Origin of the sequence: Geodermatophilus obscurus DSM 43160 (assembly GCF_000025345.1) — a bacterium.
Taxonomy (GTDB): domain Bacteria; phylum Actinomycetota; class Actinomycetes; order Mycobacteriales; family Geodermatophilaceae; genus Geodermatophilus; species Geodermatophilus obscurus.
Genome location: NC_013757.1, coordinates 129,968 through 150,575, shown reverse-complemented (window position 1 = coordinate 150,575; position 20,608 = coordinate 129,968). Strand labels below are relative to the sequence as shown.

21 protein-coding genes and 1 riboswitch are annotated in these 20,608 nt (G+C 74.3%); of the genes, 16 read left to right on the top strand and 5 right to left on the bottom strand.

All coding sequences use genetic code 11. The features are described 5' to 3' along the window. Nucleotides 1–43 precede the first annotated feature (43 nt). The 4 genes from GOBS_RS00695 (at nucleotide 44) to GOBS_RS26965 (ending at nucleotide 3,786) form a co-directional block, all read left to right on the top strand. Nucleotides 44–1,324, top strand: coding sequence for a cytochrome P450 family protein (locus GOBS_RS00695; RefSeq protein WP_012946389.1), 1,281 nt, complete (start codon nucleotides 44–46; stop codon nucleotides 1,322–1,324). Beyond that, entirely contained in the window at nucleotides 1,321–2,139 is an 819-nt protein-coding gene (locus GOBS_RS25010; protein WP_012946388.1) for a TcmI family type II polyketide cyclase, read from the top strand. Before GOBS_RS00695 ends, GOBS_RS25010 begins: the two co-directional genes overlap by 4 nt. A 2-nt stretch (nucleotides 2,140–2,141) precedes the next feature. After that, entirely contained in the window at nucleotides 2,142–2,573 is a 432-nt protein-coding gene (locus GOBS_RS00685; RefSeq protein WP_012946387.1) for a VOC family protein, read from the top strand. A 189-nt stretch (nucleotides 2,574–2,762) separates the two neighbouring features. Then, nucleotides 2,763–2,920: riboswitch (cyclic di-AMP (ydaO/yuaA leader) on the top strand. Between the two features lie 281 nt (nucleotides 2,921–3,201). Next, nucleotides 3,202–3,786, top strand: coding sequence for an aggregation-promoting factor C-terminal-like domain-containing protein (locus GOBS_RS26965; protein ID WP_012946386.1), 585 nt, complete (start codon nucleotides 3,202–3,204; stop codon nucleotides 3,784–3,786). Between the two features lie 72 nt (nucleotides 3,787–3,858). Here GOBS_RS26965 and GOBS_RS00675 read toward each other — a convergent pair whose 3' ends face one another. Next, a complete protein-coding gene (locus GOBS_RS00675; protein ID WP_012946385.1) occupies nucleotides 3,859–4,848 on the bottom strand; it encodes an LLM class flavin-dependent oxidoreductase in 990 nt (329 codons plus the stop codon). 139 nt (nucleotides 4,849–4,987) lie between these two features. Between GOBS_RS00675 and GOBS_RS00670 the strand changes: the two genes are divergently transcribed. After that, nucleotides 4,988–6,211, top strand: a complete 1,224-nt coding sequence (locus GOBS_RS00670; RefSeq protein ID WP_012946384.1) for a sensor domain-containing phosphodiesterase — start codon at nucleotides 4,988–4,990, stop codon at nucleotides 6,209–6,211. Here GOBS_RS00670 and GOBS_RS00665 read toward each other — a convergent pair. After that, a complete protein-coding gene (locus tag GOBS_RS00665; RefSeq protein ID WP_012946383.1) occupies nucleotides 6,201–6,839 on the bottom strand; it encodes a dihydrofolate reductase family protein in 639 nt (212 codons plus the stop codon). The two genes, GOBS_RS00670 and GOBS_RS00665, sit on opposite strands and share 11 nt — an antisense overlap. Before the next feature lie 298 nt (nucleotides 6,840–7,137). Here GOBS_RS00665 and GOBS_RS27895 point away from each other — a divergent pair, with 298 nt between their 5' ends. The 3 genes from GOBS_RS27895 (at nucleotide 7,138) to GOBS_RS26705 (ending at nucleotide 9,169) form a co-directional block, all read left to right on the top strand. Beyond that, entirely contained in the window at nucleotides 7,138–8,298 is a 1,161-nt protein-coding gene (locus GOBS_RS27895) for a PKD domain-containing protein (RefSeq protein ID WP_012946382.1), read from the top strand. Nucleotides 8,299–8,365: 67 nt separating this feature from the next. Further along, nucleotides 8,366–9,022 carry a class E sortase gene (locus GOBS_RS00655; RefSeq protein ID WP_012946381.1) on the top strand — a complete coding sequence of 219 codons (657 nt, stop codon included), beginning with the start codon at nucleotides 8,366–8,368 and terminating at the stop codon, nucleotides 9,020–9,022. Nucleotides 9,023–9,025: 3 nt separating this feature from the next. After that, on the top strand, nucleotides 9,026–9,169 hold the full coding sequence (locus GOBS_RS26705) for a hypothetical protein (RefSeq protein ID WP_012946380.1): 144 nt from the start codon (nucleotides 9,026–9,028) through the stop codon (nucleotides 9,167–9,169). Here the strand turns inward: GOBS_RS26705 and GOBS_RS00650 are convergent. Next, nucleotides 9,166–11,007: an ABC transporter ATP-binding protein gene (locus GOBS_RS00650; protein ID WP_012946379.1), complete on the bottom strand. Its 1,842-nt coding sequence runs from the start codon at nucleotides 11,005–11,007 to the stop codon at nucleotides 9,166–9,168. The two genes, GOBS_RS26705 and GOBS_RS00650, sit on opposite strands and share 4 nt — an antisense overlap. A gap of 62 nt (nucleotides 11,008–11,069) precedes the next feature. On the opposite strand from GOBS_RS00650, the gene GOBS_RS00645 reads away from it, so the two are divergent. The 3 genes from GOBS_RS00645 to GOBS_RS00635 all read left to right on the top strand — a co-directional run bounded on the left by GOBS_RS00645 (nucleotide 11,070) and on the right by GOBS_RS00635 (nucleotide 13,142). Then, nucleotides 11,070–11,486 carry a MarR family winged helix-turn-helix transcriptional regulator gene (locus GOBS_RS00645; protein ID WP_012946378.1) on the top strand — a complete coding sequence of 139 codons (417 nt, stop codon included), beginning with the start codon at nucleotides 11,070–11,072 and terminating at the stop codon, nucleotides 11,484–11,486. Between the two features lie 128 nt (nucleotides 11,487–11,614). Then, entirely contained in the window at nucleotides 11,615–12,043 is a 429-nt protein-coding gene (locus GOBS_RS00640) for a DUF1707 SHOCT-like domain-containing protein (protein WP_012946377.1), read from the top strand. A gap of 4 nt (nucleotides 12,044–12,047) precedes the next feature. Continuing rightward, nucleotides 12,048–13,142 (top strand): winged helix DNA-binding domain-containing protein, encoded by a 1,095-nt coding sequence (locus GOBS_RS00635; protein ID WP_012946376.1) that lies wholly within the window; start codon nucleotides 12,048–12,050, stop codon nucleotides 13,140–13,142. Here GOBS_RS00635 and GOBS_RS00630 read toward each other — a convergent pair. Both GOBS_RS00630 and GOBS_RS29110 read right to left on the bottom strand, forming a co-directional pair. Further along, nucleotides 13,132–14,031, bottom strand: coding sequence for a fumarylacetoacetate hydrolase family protein (locus GOBS_RS00630; RefSeq protein ID WP_012946375.1), 900 nt, complete (start codon nucleotides 14,029–14,031; stop codon nucleotides 13,132–13,134). The two genes, GOBS_RS00635 and GOBS_RS00630, sit on opposite strands and share 11 nt — an antisense overlap. Continuing rightward, nucleotides 14,016–14,144, bottom strand: a complete 129-nt coding sequence (locus tag GOBS_RS29110) for a hypothetical protein (protein ID WP_279432632.1) — start codon at nucleotides 14,142–14,144, stop codon at nucleotides 14,016–14,018. Before GOBS_RS29110 ends, GOBS_RS00630 begins: the two co-directional genes overlap by 16 nt. Nucleotides 14,145–14,268: 124 nt before the next feature. Between GOBS_RS29110 and GOBS_RS00625 the strand changes: the two genes are divergently transcribed. The 5 genes from GOBS_RS00625 (at nucleotide 14,269) to GOBS_RS00605 (ending at nucleotide 20,324) form a co-directional block, all read left to right on the top strand. Then, entirely contained in the window at nucleotides 14,269–15,636 is a 1,368-nt protein-coding gene (locus GOBS_RS00625; protein WP_012946374.1) for an FAD-binding oxidoreductase, read from the top strand. An 85-nt stretch (nucleotides 15,637–15,721) separates the two neighbouring features. After that, nucleotides 15,722–15,922: a hypothetical protein gene (locus GOBS_RS00620; RefSeq protein WP_012946373.1), complete on the top strand. Its 201-nt coding sequence runs from the start codon at nucleotides 15,722–15,724 to the stop codon at nucleotides 15,920–15,922. A 64-nt stretch (nucleotides 15,923–15,986) separates the two neighbouring features. Continuing rightward, a complete protein-coding gene (locus tag GOBS_RS00615) occupies nucleotides 15,987–16,340 on the top strand; it encodes a hypothetical protein (RefSeq protein WP_012946372.1) in 354 nt (117 codons plus the stop codon). Between the two features lie 40 nt (nucleotides 16,341–16,380). Further along, nucleotides 16,381–18,453 carry a hydantoinase/oxoprolinase family protein gene (locus GOBS_RS00610; RefSeq protein WP_012946371.1) on the top strand — a complete coding sequence of 691 codons (2,073 nt, stop codon included), beginning with the start codon at nucleotides 16,381–16,383 and terminating at the stop codon, nucleotides 18,451–18,453. Further along, complete coding sequence (locus tag GOBS_RS00605; RefSeq protein ID WP_012946370.1) at nucleotides 18,453–20,324, top strand: hydantoinase B/oxoprolinase family protein; 1,872 nt, start codon at nucleotides 18,453–18,455, stop codon at nucleotides 20,322–20,324. The genes GOBS_RS00610 and GOBS_RS00605 overlap by 1 nt, the downstream gene beginning before the upstream one ends. Nucleotides 20,325–20,608: the final 284 nt, after the last annotated feature.

Below are 20,608 nucleotides of genomic sequence, written 5' to 3'. Positions count from 1 at the left end.
CCGGACCCCACCCCCACGACCACCCCCACCCGAGGGAGACCCCATGACGCAGACCGCACCCGCGAGCTCCGGGACGAGCGACGACGTCGTCCCCGGCGGGGAGATCTACACGCCGGAGTTCCGCGCCGACCCCTACCCGGTCTACGCCCGGCTGCGCGCCGAGCGGCCGGTGGTCAAGGTGCGGACGCCGCGCTTCGACTCGTTCCTGGTCACCCGCTACGACGACGCCCGGCAGGCGCTGTCGGACCCGCGGCTGTCCAAGGACCTCTACCGCGCCGGGGACACCTACCTGGCGGTGTTCGGCGAGAAGGCACGGCAGATCAACACCAACATGCTCAACTCCGACCCGCCGGAGCACAGCCGGCTGCGGCGCCTGGTGACGCAGGCGTTCACCCCGCGGCGCATCGAGGCGATGCGGCCCCGGGTGGAGGAGATCGTCGAGGGCCTGCTGGACCGCATCGCGCCGCGTGGCGCCACCGACTTCGTGGACGACTTCGCCCTCCGGCTGCCGCTGGCGGTTATCGGCGACCTGCTCGGGATCCCCGAGGCCGACCACGAGGAAATCCTGGCCGGCACCCAGGTCATCCGGACCGTCGGCACCGGTGGACGCAGCCCCCAGGAGGACCGGGCCGCGATCGGGCAGGCCCAGGAGCGGCTGCACGCCTACTTCACCGGCCTGGTGGCGGCCAAGCGCCGCGATCCCGGCGAGGACCTGGTGAGCGCGCTGATCACCGCCCGCGACGGGGACGGGCGGCTGTCGGAGGCAGAGCTGGTGAGCACCTGCTTCCTGCTGTTGTTCGCCGGCTACCAGACCACCTCGGACTTCCTCGGCAACGCCGTGGTCGCGCTGCTGACCCACCCCGAGGAGATGGAGAAGCTGCTCGCCGACCCCGACCTGGTGCCCGACGCCGTGGAGGAGCTGCTGCGCTTCGACGGGTCGGTCCCGGTGTCGAGCTTCCGGTTCGCGACCGAGGACCTCGAGATCGGCGGCGTGCCCATCCCGGCCGGCTCGATCGTCACGGTCGTGCTCAGCTCGGCCAACCACGACCCGGAGCTGGTCGCGGACCCGGACGCGCTCGACCTGACCCGCGGCGACACCCAGCACATGTCCTTCGGCCACGGCGTCCACTACTGCCTGGGCACCGCCCTCGCCCGGCTGGAGGCCACGACCGCACTGCGGCGGATCCTCGTCCGCCTGCCCGACCTGCGCCTCGACGTCCCCGTCGAGGAGCTGCAGTGGCTCCCCGCCGCCTCGGCCTTCCGCGGGCTCCTCGAGCTGCCGCTGCGCTTCACCCCCACTCCCACCCCCGGAGGCACGCGATGACCCAGACGACCCCGTCGGCCGACCCTGCGGCCGACGCCTCGACGACCCCCACGGAACAGCCCTGGGCGAACGACACCGTCGAGTTCGCGAACACCGCCTCGGCGCCCGCGTCCTGGTACTCGGGCACCTGGCGCCCGTTCCGCAACGTCATCGTCTGCCGGATGGTCCCCGGCAGCGAGGACAAGGTCGGACCGGTGTTCGCCTACTACGACCGGACCACCCGGCCGCAGGACCTCGGGGTCGTCGGGCGGGTCCTGCTCTCGTACGAGGGCCTGTACCTGCACGTCATCGAGCGCAAGGAGGACCCGGAGGTCTCCGGCCAGCGCCGGGGGCTGCCCGCCTTCCAGGCGATCGCCGAGGCCATCGCCCCGTACGTGACCCCGTACCCGAGCTACTGGCAGAACCCGTCGCACTCGGTGGCGAAGCACTTCTATACGTGGGTGCCCGAGGGCGAGGTCTCCCCCGACCGGGAGATGACCGTCATCGTCCAGCGGATGCGGCCGGGCAGCGAGGAGGACATCGCCCGGGTGTTCGCCGAGTCCGACGCGGGTGGGCTGCCGACGGAGACCGGCGTCACCGGCCGTTGGCTGTACTCGATGGAGGACGTGTTCGTACACCTCCTGGAGCAGGACCGGGTCAAGGCGGCGGCCGTGCGGGAGAACCACGAGTCGATGCGGCCGGCCTTCGCGAAGGTCATGGCGGATCTGGCGCCCTACGTCAGCCCGTACCGCCCGGAGACGTGGCAGAGCCCGCGCGACTCGGTGGCCCGGGTGTTCCACCGCTGGACCGCTCCGGACTGGAAGCCGGAGGACTGACGATGAGTCTGCGAGGGTTCTCGGCGGTCATCTTCCTGGTGGACGACGTGGCCGCGGCCACGGCCTGGTACACCGAGTTCCTGGGCCACGCGCCCGTGTTCACCCGGCCCGGGCCGGGTGGCCGCGCCATCTACGCCAAGTTCGTCATCGGCGACCACCAGGGCGAGCTGGCCCTCGCGGACGGCAGCCGGGCTCCCGTGGGCAGGGCGGCCGGGCCGGGCGGCGCGATCGTGCACTGGCGCGTCGACGACGTGGCGGGCACCCTCAACCGTCTCCTGACGATGGGTGCGCAGGAGTACACGCCGATCACGCCGCACGGGCCGTTCGTCACCGCGGTCGTCGTCGACCCCTTCGGCAACCTGCTCGGCCTGCAGGGCGTCCTGGCCGTCCCGCACTACACCGACGACCACCTCGCCGTCACGAAGGCGACCTGAGCGCGGACGACACACCCCCGGGGCCCTGCCCCGGGGGTGCGTCCGCCTGCCCGGACACCGTTCCCGGCGTGTCGTCGGCGCGTCGCCGGCCAGCCCTGATGAATCGACGCCCGGCCGTTGTCACGAAATGGTCACGGCCCTACGGTCGCTGCGTCCGGCCGGTCGACTCCTCCCCGACCGGGGAGGCCGCGCCGGATGCCGCCGAGTCGCACCCACTCCGTGGGCGCGAGCCGGGGACCCACCTGCACCACCGGGGTGAGTCCCGCCCCCGGACACCTCCGGGGGCGGGTAGGGCACTCCCAGCCCGAACCCGTCAGCTCACCTGGTAGGCGGCCCGGGGAGAACGGAGCACCACCGCGCCCGGGGCCTCAGCGCCCCGCGCCCGCAGGCCTGGGACCGTCGCGCTCCCGCCTGTCCGCCACCAGGAACCAGCCGTCGCACGGCGCCCGCCCCGTCCTCCGACGGGAGCCTGCCGGACCGAGCCCGCCGTCCGGCCGGTGCCGGACACCCGGCTGCCGACCCTGCACGTCCAGGCCCTCGTGCCGCAGCTCATCCCGTACGACCCGCCACCGGCGCGCCGTCGGTCGTCGACGCGCGCCTCCGCGAGCCCGAACCAGGAGACTGCCCGATGCACGCACACAGCCAGACCACCCGCCGCACGCTGCACCTGCTGACCGCCGTGGGTGCCATGACGCTCACGCTCACCTTCGCCGGGCAGTCGATCGCCCAGGCCGACGAGCACCGCGGGGGTGCGTCCCCCACCTGGGACGGTCAGCGGGGGGACGGTGACCGTCCCCGGTGGGACGACGACGCGGCCGAGGCTGCTCCGGCACCGGCACCGGCACCGGCTCCGGCACCGGCACCTGCTCCGGCACCGGCACCGGCACCGGCACCCGAGCCTGCGCCCGCACCCACCGGTACCGGGAAGCAGGCCTACAAGGACTACGCGGCGGCCGAGGTGGACGACGCCACCCAGTTCGACTGCCTCGACGCGCTGTGGGAGGCCGAGAGCAACTGGACCCCGGCCGCGCAGAACCCGACGAGCACGGCGTACGGCATCGCCCAGTTCCTGAACGGGACCTGGGCGGGCACCGGCATCGCCAAGACGTCCGACCCGTTCCGGCAGATCGACGCCGGCCTGGTCTACATCGAGAACCGGTACGGCAGCGCCTGCGCCGCGTGGGACTTCCACCAGGCCAACAACTGGTACTGACGCACCCGCAGTGCGGTGGCGGCCCCTGCCCCCCGCCGCGAGCGTGCGAGCGGCGGGGCAGGGGGTCCTCCCTCAGGCGGGAACGGTCTGCATTGCCTCGGCGGTCAGCTCGACCGAGCGCAGCCGGCCCTCCACCCCGGGGAACTGGTGGGCGACGATCAGCTCGTCGGCGTCGGCCTCGCGCGCAAAGCCGGTCAGGTACTCGCGCACCTCGGCCGGGGTGCCGACGGCGGTGTGGGTCAGCATCGTGTCGACGTGCAGCCCGGCGCCGCCGTCGAGCAGCAGCTGCGCCTCGTCGTCCGACATCTGCCGGCCCCGGCCGAACAGGCCGACGGCCAGCCGCCGCCGGGCCGCGGTGACCGCCTCCTCCGCCGCCTCGCGGCTGTCGGCCGCCACCGCGTTGACCCCGGCGATGACGTACGGGCGGTCGAGCTGGGCCGAGGGCTTGAACTCGCGCCGGTAGGCCTCCACCGCGGGCTCCAGCATCGCCGGCGCGAAGTGCGAGGCGAAGGCGTACGGCAGGCCCAGCGCGGCGGCGAGCGTCGCGCCGAACATCGACGAGCCCAGGATGTACAGCGGGACGTTGGTGCCCTTCCCGGGGACGGCGTCGACGCCGGGCACCCGGGTCTCGCCGGCCAGGTAGCCCTGCAGCTCGAGTACGTCCTGCGGGAAGCGGTCGGCCGATCGGGGGTCGCGGCGCAGCGCGTACACCGTGTTCTGGTCCGAGCCCGGCGCCCGGCCCAACCCCAGGTCGATCCGGCCCGGGTGCACCGCCTCGAGGGTGCCGAACTGCTCGGCGATGGTCAGCGGCGAGTGGTTGGGCAGCATGACGCCGCCGGCGCCGAGGCGGATCGACGACGTGTGCGCGGCGACGTGCGCGATCAGCACGCTGGTCGCCGAGGAGGCGATCGTCGGCATGTTGTGGTGCTCGGCGTACCAGACGCGGCGGTAGCCGGACTGCTCCGCGCGCTGGGCCAGCGCGACGCTGGCCGCGATGCTCTCGCCCGGCGTCTGGCCCCTCGAGATCGGCGCCAGGTCGAGGACGGACAACGGGATGCTCATGTGCTCTCAGACCTCTCAGCTGGTGTTGTCCTGCGCAACCACCGGCGTGGCTGCGACCTTCCCTCTCTCCGACGGGTGAGGGCGCTGCAGCTTCCGTCCCGGACGGTCGATGACCGTGCAGGACGAGAGGAGGCAGTTGATGCGCAGGAAGCGTTCGGCCGCCGACCAGCAGATCGCCGACCTGCTGGTCACCGCGAAGAAGTCGCTGGACCTGAGTGTCGCCTTCCTCAGCCGCCTGGACGGCACCACCCAGCACCTGGAGGTCGTCAAGACCGCGGTGCCGGTGCTGGTCCAGGAGGGCGCGAAGGTGCGCCAGGACACCTCAATCTGCCAGGCCATCCTCGACGGCAGGCTGCCCGCGGTCATCCCCGACGTCACGAAGTACCCCGAGGCCATGAAGCTGCCCTCGGCGCGCATCCCGCGCATCCGCAGCTACGTCTCCACCCCCGTGCACCTGTCCGACGGCAGCCTCTACGGCACCTTCTGCGCGTTCGGCTTCCGGTCGGACAAGGAGCTCGGCAAGCGCGACCTGGCGCTGGTGAAGGTGCTCGCCTCCGCGGCGGCCGTCATCGTCGAGCCCGAGGTCCGCGACCAGGAGCGGCGCACCGAGATCGAGGGCCGGCTCGACCCGGTGGTCGCCGACGGCGGCCCCGTCGTCCTGCTGCAGCCGATCGTCGACCTAGCCACCGGCGGCCGGGTGGGCGCCGAGGCGCTCTCCCGCTTCCCCGCCGAGTGGGGCCGCACGCCCGACGTCGTCTTCGCCGAGGCGCACAGCGTCGGCATGGGCCACGCCCTGGAACTGCAGGCCCTCGAGCGCGCCGCCGAGCACCTCGACCGCGTCGCCGGCTACGTGGCGATGAACGTCTCCCCGGCCACCGTGCTCACCCCCGCCTGCGGGGAGCTGCTGGGCCGGCTGCCGCTGGACCGCGTCGTCCTGGAGCTCACCGAGCACGACGAGGTCGAGGACTACGACGTCCTCCTCGCCACCCTGGCGCCGTTCCGCGCCGCCGGCCTGCGACTGGCCATCGACGACGTCGGGGCCGGCTTCTCCAGCCTGCGGCACATCGTGGTGACCTCCCCCGACGTCATCAAGCTCGACCGCAGCATCGCCGCCGGCGTGGCCGGCGACCACGTGCTCGCCACCCTGGTCGGCTCGCTGGTCACCTTCGCGCACGGCTCCGGTGCGCGGGTGGTCGCCGAGGGGGTGGAGACGGCGGACGACGCCGCAGCGCTGCGGACACTGGGTGTCGACCTCGGCCAGGGCTGGCACTTCGGTCGGCCGGGCCCGCCCGAGGCGCTCGCCGTCCCGGTGCCGCGGACGCCGGCCGACGACGCTGCCCCGGAACCGGTGCTCAGCCGCTGACGGCGTCCTCGTACTCGGCGCCCATCGCGCCGGTCTCCACCTCGCCGCCCCGGCGGTAGGTGCACAGCAGCACGCCGGTCGGCGTGGCCGCCGACGAGGTCAGCCGCCATGACCACGCGATCGCGCCGTCGCCGAACAGCCGCTTGCCCTGCCCGAGCACCACCGGCGCCACCACCAGGCGGAGCTCGTCCACCAGGTCCGCGCGCAGCAGCGTCTGCACCAGGCCGGGCGAGCCGTGCACCTGCAGCTCGCCGCCGTCGCGGTCCCGCAGCGCGCGCACCGCGTCGACGACGTCCCCCTCCAGCAGCCGCGCGCCGGACCAGTCGAGGGAGGTCAGCGTGCGGGAGGCGACGTGCTTGGTGCGGGTGTTCAGCGCCTCGGCGACCGGGTCGTCCTCGGTCGGCGCCTGGGGCCAGGCCGCGGCGAAGATCTCGTAGGTCCCGCGGCCCAGCAGGAAGTCCTCGACGCCGGCGAACCAGGCGTCCATCTGCGCCCCGAGGGTGTCGTCGAAGAAGGGCACCAGCCAGCCGCCGTGCGCGAAGCCCCCGGCGGTGTCCTCGTCGGGGCCGCCCGGGGCCTGCACGACCCCGTCGAGCGTCGTGAACTCGGTGACGACGAGCGGTCGCACGATGGTCCTCCTCGGTTCCCGGCCGCCCCGGCCGGCGGCCTCTGCTCGTAGGACGGGTCGCGCGCCCGATCCTCATCGGCGTCGCCGGCAACCCCCGGACCGGGGGGACCGAGAACCCCGGAGAGTGCCGGCTCCGGTGGCGGTGCGTGACGGCGCGGCGGGCGGCCCCCAGCCCTGGGGAGTGGCGGACGGCGTCAACGGGGGGTGCCCTCCCCCTCCGTGGCGGCCAGTGTCGGTCCAGCTCGACGGGGGCCGGGCTCATCCGCCCTCGCACGTCCACGGGACAACGGGGGTTGTCATGAAGCGCACTGCCAGCCTGATCGCCACAGGAGCCCTGAGTCTCGGCTCCTTCGCCGTGCTCGGCACGGTCGCACCGGGAATCGCCTCGGCGAGCGGCTGCGGGGTCACCCCGCTCGACCTGGCCGGGCTCGAGGGGGCCTTCACCGGGGCGCTCACCGGCGTGGGCGAGGGAGCGACCGCGGAGATGCGGACGGACGGGCTGCGCCTCACGATGCCGTCGGCCGAGGCCGACCCGCAGAGCGCCGCCTACGCCTCCTACTTCATGGACGGCCTCGAGATCCCGCTGGCCGACGCCACCGCGCAGTCGAACGTCGACCTCGACACCACGCTCGCCCCGGGCCAGCCCGTCGGCAACCACCCGACGTACGAGCTGTACGTCGACCTCGACGGGCCGGCGGGCGACGACCCCGCCCAGGCCATCCTCGTGTACTGGGAGCCGGAGGCCGGCGAGCCGACCGACCTCTGGTGGAGCGCGCTGGGCCCGCTGGCCGAGCTCGACTCCGAGAGCAGCGAGGAGGCCACCCTCGTCGAGATCAGCGCCGCCTACCCCGACGCGACGGTGACCAGCCTCGGCTTCCAGCTCCTCTACCAGCCGGGCGCCGACGTGGTGGTCCACGGCCTGACCTTCGGCTGCAACGAGTTCCGGTTCGGCTCCGGCGCGGGCACCGGCCCGGGCGGCGACCCCGGTGGTGACCCCGGTGGCAACCCGGGTGGCAACCCCGGTGGTGGCCCGGCCAACCAGGCGCCGATCGCCGCCGTCACGACCACCAGCACCGGCGCGACCTTCACCTTCTCCGCGGCCGGGTCGGCCGACAGCGACGGCGCGGTCACCGGTTTCACGTGGAGCTTCGGCGACGGCTCCACGCCCGCCACCGGCGAGCAGGTGGTGCACGAGTACGCCGCCCCCGGCACCTACACCGTCACGCTGACCGTCACCGACGACGACGGCGCGTCCACCACGACCAGCCGCCAGGTCGTCGTCCCGGCGACCGACCCCACGGACCCGACGGACCCGCCCGCGCCGACCGAGTACGGCACCCCGCTGCCCGACACCGGTGCCGACGTCCTGGGTCTGGCCGCGGTCGGCGGTCTGGTCCTCGCCGGCGGGGGCGCCGGACTGGTGGTGAGCCGTCGCCGCAGGGCCGGCTCCGCGTCCTGACCGTGGCCTCCCGCGTCCCGCCCGCCGGCACCCGGCGGGCGGGACGCGCCATCGGACAGGGGGACCGATGACCCGCACGATCATCCGCGGGCTCTCCGAGCTCGCGGTCACCGCCGGCGCGGTGCTGCTGCTCTTCGTGGTCTACGAGGTGTGGGTGACCGACCTCTGGAGCGACCGGGCGCAGGACCAGGTGGCCGAGGAGCTCCGTGAGGACTGGACGTCCGGGACGCCGGTGCCGGAGCCCGACCCCGGGCAGGCCTTCGCCTTCCTCCACGTCCCGCGCTTCGGCGAGGACTGGACCCGCGCCGTGGTCGAGGGGACCGACCCGGACGAGCTCGAGGACGGCCCCGGCCACTACGCCGGCTCGGCGATGCCCGGCGAGCAGGGCAACTTCGCCATGGCCGGCCACCGCGTCGGCCGCGGCAGCCCGTTCATCGCCCTGGACGTCCTCCGGCCAGGCGACCCCGTCGTCGTGGAGACCGTGGACGCCTGGCACGTCTACCGGGTGACGACGACGACCGTCGTCGACCCGAGCGAGAGCAGCGTGGTCGCCCCCACGCCGGGCGGAGCGGCCAACAGCGAGGCGACCGGGGCCTTCCTGACGATGACCACCTGCCACCCGAAGTTCTCCACCCGGGAGCGGCTCGTCGTCCACGGGCAGCTCGAGGCCTCGGTCGGCAAGGACGTGGCCCCGGACGGCCCCGCCGCCCTCGAGGAGGTCTGAGCCGTGTACGCCTGGATCTGGCGCCACCTGCCCGGCCCGCTCGCGGTGCGGGGGACGACGGCACTCCTGCTGGTCCTCGCCACGACAGCGCTGCTGCTGTTCGCCGTCTTCCCCGCGCTGGACGGTCTGTGGGAGCCGCGGCCCTAGGCCGCCACCGGCACGCCCCGGTCGCCGGCGGCCACCAGCGCGGCGTACCGGCCGTCGCGGGCGACCAGCTCGTCGTGCGTGCCGCTCTCGGCCACCCGGCCGGCGTCGAGGACGGCGATCCGGTCGGCGTGCCGCACGGTCGACAGCCGGTGGGCGATGGTGATCGTCGTCCGGCCCCGGCTGGCCTCGTCGAGCGCGGCCTGCACCGCCCGCTCGGTGCCGGTGTCCAGCGCGCTGGTGGCCTCGTCGAGCACCAGCACCCGCGGGTCGCGCAGCAGCGTTCGGGCGATGGCCAGCCGCTGCTTCTCCCCGCCGGAGAAGCGGTGCCCGCGGGCGCCGACGACGGTGTCGTAGCCGTCGGGCAGCGCGGCGATGGCCTCGTGGACCTGGGCGCGGCGGGCGGCGTCCTCGATCTCGGCATCGGTCGCGTCGGGCCGGGCGTGCCGCAGGTTCTCCCGCACCGTCGTGTGCAGCAGGTAGGTCTCCTGCGCGACGACGCCGACCACCCGCGACAGCGTGGCCAGCGAGAGATCGCGCAGGTCGATGCCGTCGACGGTGACCCGGCCGGCGGTCGGGTCGGCCAGGCGGGCGACCAACGAGGCCAGCGTGCTCTTGCCCGAGCCGGTCTCCCCCACCAGCGCCAGCGTCGTCCCGGCGGGGACGACGAGGTCGACGCCGTCCAGCGCCGGCCGGTGGCCGTCGGGGTAGGTGAAGGACACGCCCTCCAGCCGCACCTCACCGCGCACGTCGGCCGGGTCCAGCGGCACCGGGTCGGCCGGGTCGTCGACCTCCACCGGCAGGTCGAGGTACTCGAACACCCGGCTGAACAGCGCCATCGACGCGGTGACCTGCACGCCGACGTCGAGCAGGCCCATCAGCGGGCGGAACAGCGTGCCCTGCAGCGCGGTGAAGGCGACCAGCGTGCCGATCGTCATCCCTCCGGAAGTCGCCGGCAGGCCCGCGGCCAGGTAGATCAGCGCCGGGATGCCGGCGAAGACGATGCTCATCGTGGCCATCCGCCACCGCCCGGCCAGCTGCGCTCGGACCTCGAGGCCGACCAGGTCCTGGGAGGTGTCGGCGAAGCGGCGGGACTGGGCGGGCCCGGCACCGAGGGTCTTGCCCAGCAGCACGCCGCTGACGGAGAGCCCCTCCTCCACCTGCGCGTGCATGTCGGCCAGGTGCCGCTGGCGCTGCGCCGTGACCGTGCGGCGCATCTGCGCGACCTTGCGGGTCAGCAGCACCGCGGGCGGCAGGACGACCAGCGAGAGCAGCGACAGCCGCCAGGACAGCGCCACCATCGCCGCGACCGTGCCGACGACCGTGGTCGCGTTGGACGCCAGCGACGTCGCCGTCGAGGTCACCACCGACTGCATGCCGGCGATGTCGTGGGTGAGCCGCGACTGCACCTCCCCGCCACGTGTGCGGGTGAAGAAGCCCAGCGACTGTCGTTGCAGGTGGGTGAACACCGCCGTCCGCAGGCCGTGCATGACCCGCTGGCCGACCGTCGTCGACAGCCAGGTCTGCACCACGCCGAGGACGGCGGTGGTGGCGGCCACGGCGAGCATGCCGAGGACCGCCCGGACGAGCAGGCGCACGTCCTGCCGCGGCAGCGCCTCGTCGATGACCAGCCGGACGAGGAACGGCGTCGCCAGCGCCACCAGGGAGGAGGCGACGATGAGCACCACGACCGTGGTGACCTGCCAGCGGAAGGGTGCGAACAGCGCGGTCACCCGGCGCAGCGGCACCGGGTTGCGCTCGAGCTGGGCGCGGTCCGCAGGGTCGACGGTGCGCCCCGGGCGACCGCCGCCCGGTCCTCTGGTGTCGGCGATGGCGACCACCTCCTCAGTACTGAGGCTACCTCACCATGAGGGAACCTGACGGTCGCCGGTAGGATCCCCGCATGCCGGAGGACGACGACGAGGCGCTGGGCGAGCTGCTCGTGCGGGCCGCCCGCGGGCAGCGCCGGCGGTGGCGGGACACGCTGGCGCCCTGGGACCTCTCCCCGCACCACGCCCGCGCGCTGCGCGTCGTCACCGACCGCGCCGGCATGCGGCTGTCCGACCTGGCGGAGGCGCTGCACATCGCCCCGCGCTCGGCCACCGAGGTCGCCGACGCGCTGCAGGCCCGCGGCCTGGTAGAGCGCACGCCGGACCCGACCGACCGGCGGGCGGTGGTGCTCACGCCGACCGCCGGGGGACGCCTGGTGCAGCAGGAGATCGCCGCCGCCCGGGCCGCCGACAACCGCGACCTGTTCGCCCGCCTCGACGCCGCCGACCGTGCCACCCTGGCCCGGATCCTGCGCACCCTCGCCGACTGAAGCCGGTCCTGCGGTCTCCCGCACGCTCCTGCGGCACTGCAGCACCGCAGGAGCGGTGACAGCACCGCAGGAGCCGGACCGCACGTCGCACGTCCCACAGCGTCCGGTCGCGGTGCCACGATCGGCACGTGATCGAGCCGGTACACCCCGACGAGCTGCGCGTGTCGGACCCCGAACGGGCCGCCGTCCAGGAGAGGCTGCGCCGCGCCGTCGCCGCAGGCCAACTCGACCTGCACGAGTTCGACACCCGCGTGCAGTCGGCCTGGGCCGCCCGTACCCGCGGCGAGCTGTCGCGGATCACCCGCGACCTGCCCGAGCCCCCGCCCGAGCCGCCGTCCCCGCCGCCGCTGGGCCGGTGGTTCTCCGACGACGACGGCACCGCGATGCGGGTGCTGATGATCGTCTGGGCGAGCATCGCCGCGGTGAACCTGGTGGTCTGGGGGCTGGTGACGGTCACCAGCGAGGGCGACACCTACCCGTGGTGGATCTGGCTGAGCGTCCCCGGTGCCGCCCTGCTCGTCCTGTACGTGGTGGGCATCGGCCGTCCGAGGCGCTGACGCGGTGCCCGCGACCCTCACCCGCCGCCAGGTGCTCGACCTGCGGGTGCACGTCCAGCAGCTCGACCGTGCCTCCGGCGACCTGGCCGACACCGCCGTCCTCGACCTCGGCGTGCAGGACACCGGGACGGACGGCGGGCGGTGGGCGCTCGCGCTGCGCGGCGTCGACGTGGCGGCGCTGAGAGGCGACGAGCTGGCCACGGTGTGGACGATCCGCGGCGCCCCGCACCTGTACCGGCGGGCCGACCTGCCCGGGGTCGCCGCGGCCACCGCGCCGTTCTCCGACGCGGACGCCGGCAAGCGCATCTTCGACGCGGCCAAGCCGCTCAAGGCCGCGGGGATCAGCAACCTCGAGGGCCTGGACGTCGTGGCCGCGACCATGCGGTCGGTGGTGACCGCCCCGATGGTCAAGGGCGAGATGTCCGGGCGGCTGACCGAGCTGCTGCCCGAGCCCTACCTGCGGTTCTGCCGGCCGTGCGACGCCACGCACGTCCACGAGATGCCGTTCCGGCTGGCCGCGCTGCGCGCCGGGCTGGAGCTGGAGCCGGGCACCTCGCCGCCGGTGCTGCGCCCGGTGCCCGGTCTGGCGCCCGTCGACACGGTGCCCCAGCGGCTCGACGTCGTGCGCGGGTACCTGCGGCTGCTCGGCCCGGCCACCCCCAAGCTGGTTGCCGGCTACCTCGACGCGCCGGTCAGGGACGTGCAGGCCCGCTGGCCGGAGGACGCCGTCGAGGTCCCGGTGGGCGGCGAGCGGCGCTGGCTGCTCGCCGAGGACGCCTCCAGGGTCGCCGACGTGCCACCAGCGACCGGGGTGATCCTGCTCGGCCCGTTCGACCTGTTCCTGCAGGCCCGCGACCGGCCGCTCCTGGTGGACGACCCGGCCCGGGCCAAGGCGCTGTGGCCGGTGCTCGGCCGGCCCGGCGCGGTGCTGGCGGACGGCGAGGTCGCGGGCACCTGGCGGCCCCGCAAGGCCGGCTCGTCGCTGACCGTGGCGGTCGAGCTGTGGACGCCGCTGACGCGGGAGGCGGTCACCGAGGCCGCCGAGCGGCTGGCCGCCTTCCGCGGGGTGGCCCTGAAGGCGGTGCAGGTCAGCGACTGACCCGCGGAGCCGCCCGGCCACGGACCTCGGCCACGGTGGTGACGGGGTTCGACAGCGTGCCGATCTCCTCGACGACGACGTCCACGACGTCCCCCGGCCGCAGGGTGAACTCCAGGCCCGGCACGAGGCCGGTGCCGGTGGAGAGCACCGCGCCGGCGGGGAAGTCCTGGGCGCGGAACAGGCACTCGACCAGCTCGTCGACCGTCCGGCGCATGCGGGCGGTCGACGTCGTGCCCTCGAAGACGGTCGCGCCGTCGCGCAGCACCGCCACGGAGACGTCCAGCCGCGACCAGTCGGGCACCTCCCAGGCCGGCCGGATGCCGGTCGCGAGCGCACAGCTGCCCGCGTAGACCTTGGCCTGCGGCAGGTACAGCGGGTTCTCCCCCTCGATGTCGCGTGAGGAGACGTCGTCGCAGACCGTGTACCCGAGGACCTCGCCGGTCGCCGTGACGACCACGGCGAGCTCCGGTTCGGGCACGGTGACCGAGCAGTCCGGCCGCACGGCGATCGGCTCGCCGTCGGTCACCACCCGCCACGCGACCGACTTGAAGAAGAGCTCCGGGCGGTCGGCGGCGTAGACGCGGCTGTAGACGTCCTGCGTCCGGCTCTCCTCCACGCGCGCGTCCATGGACCGCTCGTACGTCACGCCGGACGCCCACACCTCGGTCAGCCCGTCGACCGGCGGCAGCAGCCGCACGTCCGCGACCGGCACGCCGGGCTCACCCGCGGCGGCCAGGACCCGGTCCCGTGCCGCGGCCAGGGACTGCCCGAGCAGCTCGGCCATGCTGCCCACCCCGGGGACCGGGCGCACGACGTCGTCCGACCGGACGCCGACCTGTGGCACCCCGTCCGCCAGGTGCCGGACGAGGTGCGTCACCGCGCCAGCCACTGCCGCACCTCCTCGTCGTGCTGCCCCAGCAGCGGGGGCGCCGCGTGCCGGGCCCGCCCACGCGGACGGCCGTCGAGTGTCTCGAGCTGCAGCGGCGGCCCGGGGAGCTGCACCCGGCCGAGCGTAGGGTGCTGCACCTCGATCAGCAGCCCGGGAGCGAGGTCCGCGCCCGGGTGTGGACGTCATCGCGCGTCCGCACCTCGCCGCCGGGACACCGGACCAGACGGAGGTCGCAGCGTGACCGCATCGATGCAGGAGCTGGCCGCCCAGCTGCCCGAGGGGGTCCTCGTCACCGACGAGGCGACCACCGAGGCCTACCGGTTCGACAGCGCCAGCTCATGCCCGGCGGGCAGGCCGCTGGGCGTCGTCCGGCCGACGACCACCGAGCAGGTCCAGGCGGTCCTGCGCTGGGCGACCCGCCACCGGGTCCCGGTGGTGCCGCAGGGCGCCCGCACGGGACTCTCCGGCGCGGCCAACGCGGTGGACGGCGCACTGCTGCTCTCCCTGGTGCGCATGGACCGCATCCTCGCCGTCGACGAGGTCGACCAGGTCGCCGTCGTCCAGCCGGGCGTGGTCAACGCCGACCTGTCCCGCGCGGTGGCCGACGTCGGGCTGTTCTACCCCCCCGACCCGTCGTCCTGGGAGATGTCGACGATCGGCGGCAACCTGGCCACCAACGCCGGCGGGCTGTGCTGCGTCAAGTACGGCGTCACGGCCGACTTCGTCCGCGGCTTGGAGGTGGTCCTGGCCGACGGCGAGGTGGTGCGGACCGGACGGCGTACCGCGAAGGGCGTGGCCGGCTACGACCTGACCCGGCTGGTGGTGGGGTCCGAGGGCACCCTCGGGGTGATCACCGAGGCGACGCTGGCCCTGCGGCCCGCACCCGAGCCGGCGCTCACCATGGCCGCGGTGTTCGACCGGACGACCGACGCCATGACCGCGGTCACCCGGATCATGGCCTCGGGTCTGCGGCCCTCACTCATGGAGTTCCTCGACCGCGCCTCCCTGCGTGCGATCCAGGCCTACCGCGACATGGGCCTGCCCGTGGACGCGGAGGCCATGCTGATCACCCAGTCCGACCGCGGCCCGCTGGCCGCCTCCGACGTCGCGGCGATGGGGGCGATCTGCGCGGAGTTCGGCGCCGCCGAGGTCGCCGTGGCCGAGGACGCGGCGGAGTCGGCGATGCTGCTGCAGGCGCGGCGACTGGTGGGCCCGGCGGTCGAGGAGCTCGGCGTGACGCTGGTCGACGACGTCGCCGTCCCGCGGGCCCGGCTGGTCGACCTGCTGCTCGGCATGGAGAAGATCACCGCCGACACCGGCGTGCTGGTCGTCTGCCCGGGGCACATCGGCGACGGCAACATGCACCCGACCGTGGTCTTCGAGCGCGGGAACGAGGGAGCCGCGGCACGGGCCCAGGAGGCGTTCGACGCGATCATGCGGCTGGCACTGGACCTCGGCGGCACGATCACCGGCGAGCACGGGGTCGGCGTCCTGAAGCGGGCGTGGCTGCGGGAGGAGCTCGGCGAGACCTCCTACGGCCTGCAGCGGCAGATCAAGGAGGTCTTCGACCCGCTCGGCATCCTGAACCCCGGCAAGGTGCTCTGACCCCGTGGCGCCGGCGGCCGTCGAGACTGGCCGCCTCCCGTGGGGTACTTACTCGAGAACGTCCACATCGACTGAGGGAGAGGCCATGACCGGTCCTGACGACGCCTTCCTGGCTCCTGACGACGCGCTGCGCGGCTTCGACGACGACAGCGACGTCGAGTCCGGCACGGGCGACGGCGAACGCCCCGGGGCGGACGACGTCGAACGCCCGAACCCCGCCGGCGCCGCGGTCGAGGACGCCGGCCGCTCGGCCGGCTCCCTCCAGGACGGGACCGAGGAGCGGTAGCCCCGGCGACACGTCCTCCGGCGGGCCCGCAGGTCGGCGGCCCGCCGGCCTGGCAGGTGCCCGCATGACCGCGCACCCGCCGTCGGCCGCCGTGCGGACGGCGCTGGGTGCGTCGCTGGCCGTCGTCCTGTTCCTCGCCACCCTCGGCAGCGTCGGCGCCGGCTTCGGCGTGATGACCGACTGCACCAACACCCACGACTGCACCTCGACCGGGTGCGCGCCGTGCCGGGCGGCGAACGCCTGGCTGACCGCCGGGTGGCTGGTCCAGGTCGGGCTGCTGCTGGCCGGGGTGGTGCTCGTGGTCCTCGCCGCCCGGCGCCACCGGCTGCGCGCGGTCCGGCTGGGCGCACTGCTGCTCGGGCCGTCGAGCGTCGCGCTCTTCGTCGTCACCACCGCGCTCGCGGTCGCTGCCGTCTGAGGCTTCCACCGCCGGTATCTCAGCCCTAAGGTATCCCGGCATGGAGCCGCGCCGCGTCCGCATCGGCATCGACACCGGCGGGACCTTCACCGACGTCGTCGCGGTGGACGAGGCGACCGGCCGGACGACGACCACCAAGACGCCGTCCACCCCGGCCGACCCCGCCGAGGGGTTCCTCACCGGCGTCCGCAAGGTGCTCGACCTGCTCGGGCTCGACGGCAGCGCGGTGACCGCGGTCAGCCACGGCACGACGGTCGCGACCAACCAGCTGCTCCAGGGGGAACTCGACCGGATCGGCTTCCTCACCACCGAGGGCTACGAGTCGGTGCTGGAGATCGCCCGCCAGTCGGTGCCCGACGGGTACGGCAACAGCTACTTCTGGGTCAAACCGCCGCGGATCGTCCCCGCCGACCTGGTCCGCACCGTGCGCGGCCGGCTCGACCACCGCGGGACCGAGGTCCGCCCGCTCGACGAGGAGGACGCCCGCGCCGCCGCCCGGTTCTTCCGCGACGCCGGGGTCGGCACGATCGGCGTCTGCCTGCTGCACTCCTACGCGGACGACGCCCACGAGCGCCGCGTGCTCGAGGTCCTGCGCGAGGAGCACCCCGGCGCGGTGGTGAGCGCCAGCTCGCAGGTGCTGCGCGAGTACCGGGAGTACGAGCGGTCGGTGACCACGCTGGTCGACGCGGCGGTCAAGCCGCGGGTGGGTGCGTACGTGACGGCGATCCGGGAGCGGCTCGACGGCATCGCACCGGGCGTGCCGTTCTACGTGATGAAGAGCAACGGCGGCGTGCTGTCGGGAGAGGAGGTCGTGCACCAGCCGATCACCACGGTGCTGTCCGGGCCGGCCGCCGGCGCGCTGGGCGCGGCCCTCGTCGCCGGCGCGGCGGGCTTCGACCGGGTGCTCACCTGCGACGGCGGCGGCACCTCCACCGACGTCACCGTGGTCGTCGACGGTGAGCCGGCGGTCACCACCGAGGGCTCGGTCGGCGCCTACCCGTCGAAGATCCCGATGATCGACGTGGTCACCGTGGGCGCGGGCGGCGGCTCGATCGCGTGGCTGTCACCGGAGGGCACGCTCAAGGTCGGGCCCCGCTCGGCCGGCGCCGACCCGGGGCCGATCTGCTACCCGTCCGGCGGCTCGGAGCCGACCGTCACCGACGCCCACGTGGTGCTCGGCCGCATCCCGCCGCACCTGCTCGGCGGGGAGATCCCGCTGTCGGTCGGCGCCGCCCGCGCCGGCCTGGAGCTGCTCGGCGAGGAGCTGGACCTCGACCTGGAGCGCACCGCCACCGGCATCCTGGAGATCTCCGCGTGGAACCAGGCCAACGCGCTGCGCCAGGTGACCGTCGCCCGGGGCCTCGACGTCCGCGACTTCACGCTGACCACGTTCGGCGGCTCGGGCTCGCTGCTGGCCTGCCGGCTGATGGACGTCCTCGGCCTGCCGCGCACCCTCGTCCCGCCGGACCCGGGCAACCTCAGCGCGTTCGGCCTGCTGACCGTCGACGTCCGCAACGACCACGTGCAGACGGCGATCAGCCGGCACGCCGACCTGGACCTGGACCGGGTGCGGTCGGTGTTCGCCTCGCTGGAGGACGACGCCCGGGCCGCGCTGGACGGCGAGGGGTTCCCCCGCGACCGGCAGCGGGTGCAGCGCAGCGCCGACCTGCGCTACGTGGGCCAGGCGTTCGAGGTGCGCGTGCCCGTGGCGGACGGCGACCTGGACGCGGCAGCCGTCGACCAGGCCTGCCAGGGCTTCCACGCCGCACACCGCATGCTCTACGGCTACGACTTCGCCGAGGACCCGCGCCAGGCCGTCGAGTGGGTCAACCTGCGGGTGAGCGGTATCGGGCCGATCCGCCGTCCGGACCTGGTGGAGCTGTCACCGGCCGACGGACCCGTGACGGACCGGGCCGTCACGGGCTCCCGGCCGGTCTTCTTCGACGACGACTGGGTGGAGACGCCGACGTACGACCGGCCGCGGCTGGCGCCGGGTGACGTGGTGCCGGGCCCCGCGGTGATCGAGGAGTTCGGCTCGACCGTGCCGGTGCACCCCGGCTTCCGCGCGACCGTGGACCGCCACGGGAACCTGCTGATCGAGAGGGACGCCTGATGGGCCTTCCGGACGCCGACCCGGTGCTCGTGGAGATCGTCGCCGGCACGCTCGCGGCGATCGAGCGCGAGGTGGAGACCTCGATCGGCCGGACGTCGCGGTCGCCGATGATCCGCGACGCGCACGACTTCCGCGCCGGCATCCACGACCGCAAGCTGCGCAAGCTCACCGGCCGCTCGTACTCCGCGCTGGTGCACCCGGTGGTGCGCGACCACCCGATCGGGACGATGAACATCGGCGACGTCTACTTCCACAACGACGTCTACCTCTCCGAGGGCGGCATCGGGCACCTGCCCGACCTGTGCGTCACCGTGCCGGTGTTCGCCGAGGTGGACGGCCCTGCCGGCCCGAAGGCGGAGGTCGTCGCCTTCGTGCAGGCGTTCGGCCACCACGACGACATCGGCGGCGCGGTGCCCGGCTCGATGCCCTCGGCGGCGACCTCGGTCTACGAGGAGGGGCTGATGGTCCCGCCGATCAAGCTGTGGGACCGCGGTGTCCGCAACGAGGCGGCGCTGGCGATCATGACCCGCAACTCCCGGATGCCCGACTCGCTGGCCGCCGACCTCGACGCCGAGTGCTCCGCCTGCCTGGCCGGCGCTCGGCGGCTCGGGGAGCTGTTCGAGCGGTACGGGGTGGCCGCCGTGGAGGCCTGCTTCGAGGCGATCCTCGCCAACTCCACCGAGGTGTACCGGCGGGAGGTCCTGTCGCAGATCCCCGACGGCACCTACGTCTGGGAGGACTACGCCGAGCACGACGGCGTCGAGCCGCCGAAGCTGCACCGGCAGCGGATCACGCTGACCATGGACAGCGCCGCCGACGTCCCGCTGGTCATCGACTTCACCGGCACCGGACCGCAGGCCAAGGGGCCGATCAACCACTGCGGCGACTACGCCGACGGCAACTTCCTCAAGAAGTGGCTGGCGCCGATCCTCCGCAACCTGGCCGAGACCCCCGAGCGGATGGCCGAGCTCGACGTGAACGAGGGCGTCGTGCCGCTGATCGAGATGCGCTTCCCGGAGAAGGGCACGCTGCTCACGCCGGTCTTCCCCGCGCCGACCAACGCGCGGACGTTCGTCATCCTGCGGCTGCTCGGCGTCCTGGCGGGGGTGCTGGCCAAGGCGACCGGCGGCCGGATGCCCGCCGACCAGGAGACGATCCGCTACACCGGTGTGTACGGCCTCGACGAGGCTGGTGAGCCCTACCTGATGCGCGAGGTGCTCGGCGGCGGGTCCGGCGGGCGGTACTACGCCGACGGCGAGGACACCATCCACGTCGTCCCGGACTCGCGGAACCTGCCGACCGAGTTCACCGAGAGCCGCTTCCCGCTGCGGGTGGAGCGGCTGGGGCTGGCCCTGGACTCCGGCGGACCGGGCCGGTACCGCGGCGGCTGCGGTTACGAGAAGCACATCCGGGTGCTGCGCGACGCGCACTTCATGTCGATCGCCGACCGTTCGATCCTGTCCTGCTGGGGCGTCGCCGGCGGTCGCGCCGGCCAGCCGTTCCGGATCACGGTCGACCCGAGCGGGCCGGACGAGCACGACGTCGACGCGCTCGCCGACGCCGAGCCGCTGGCTGCCGGGACGGTGGTGCGCATCCGGACGACGGGCGGCGGCGGCTGGGGCGACCCGCTGGACCGGCCGGTCGAGGAGGTGCTGCGCGACGTCGCCTGGCGGAAGGTCTCGCCGGCCGGCGCGCGCGTGGACTACGGCGTGGTGGTCGGGGACGACGGCACCTGCGACGAGGCCGCGACCGACCGGCTCCGCCGGGAGATGCGGGACGCGCGCACCGGCGACGAGCCGTTCTTCGACCGCGGGCCGGGCTATGCGCGCCTGTCCGGCGGCGCCGCCTTCAACGAGTTCGACCTGCTCTGAGAGCTCCCGTTCGTCTCCAGCAGCAACCGCGACGGCGACACCGAGGTCCACCGGTCGCTGGACGACGGGCGCATCTGGCAGCTGACCCGCAACGACGTCGGGGACGACCAGCCGGTCGGGTCGCCGGACGGCCGGCAGATCGCGTTCTGGGCCTACGACGGGGCGCACTTCACCGTCTGGCTCGTCGACCGCGACGGGACCGACGTGCGTCAGCTGACCCCCGGGACGGCGGACAACGCCTTTCCCGACCCCCGGCCGAGGGCACGGGGGTGACGAGCGGGCCA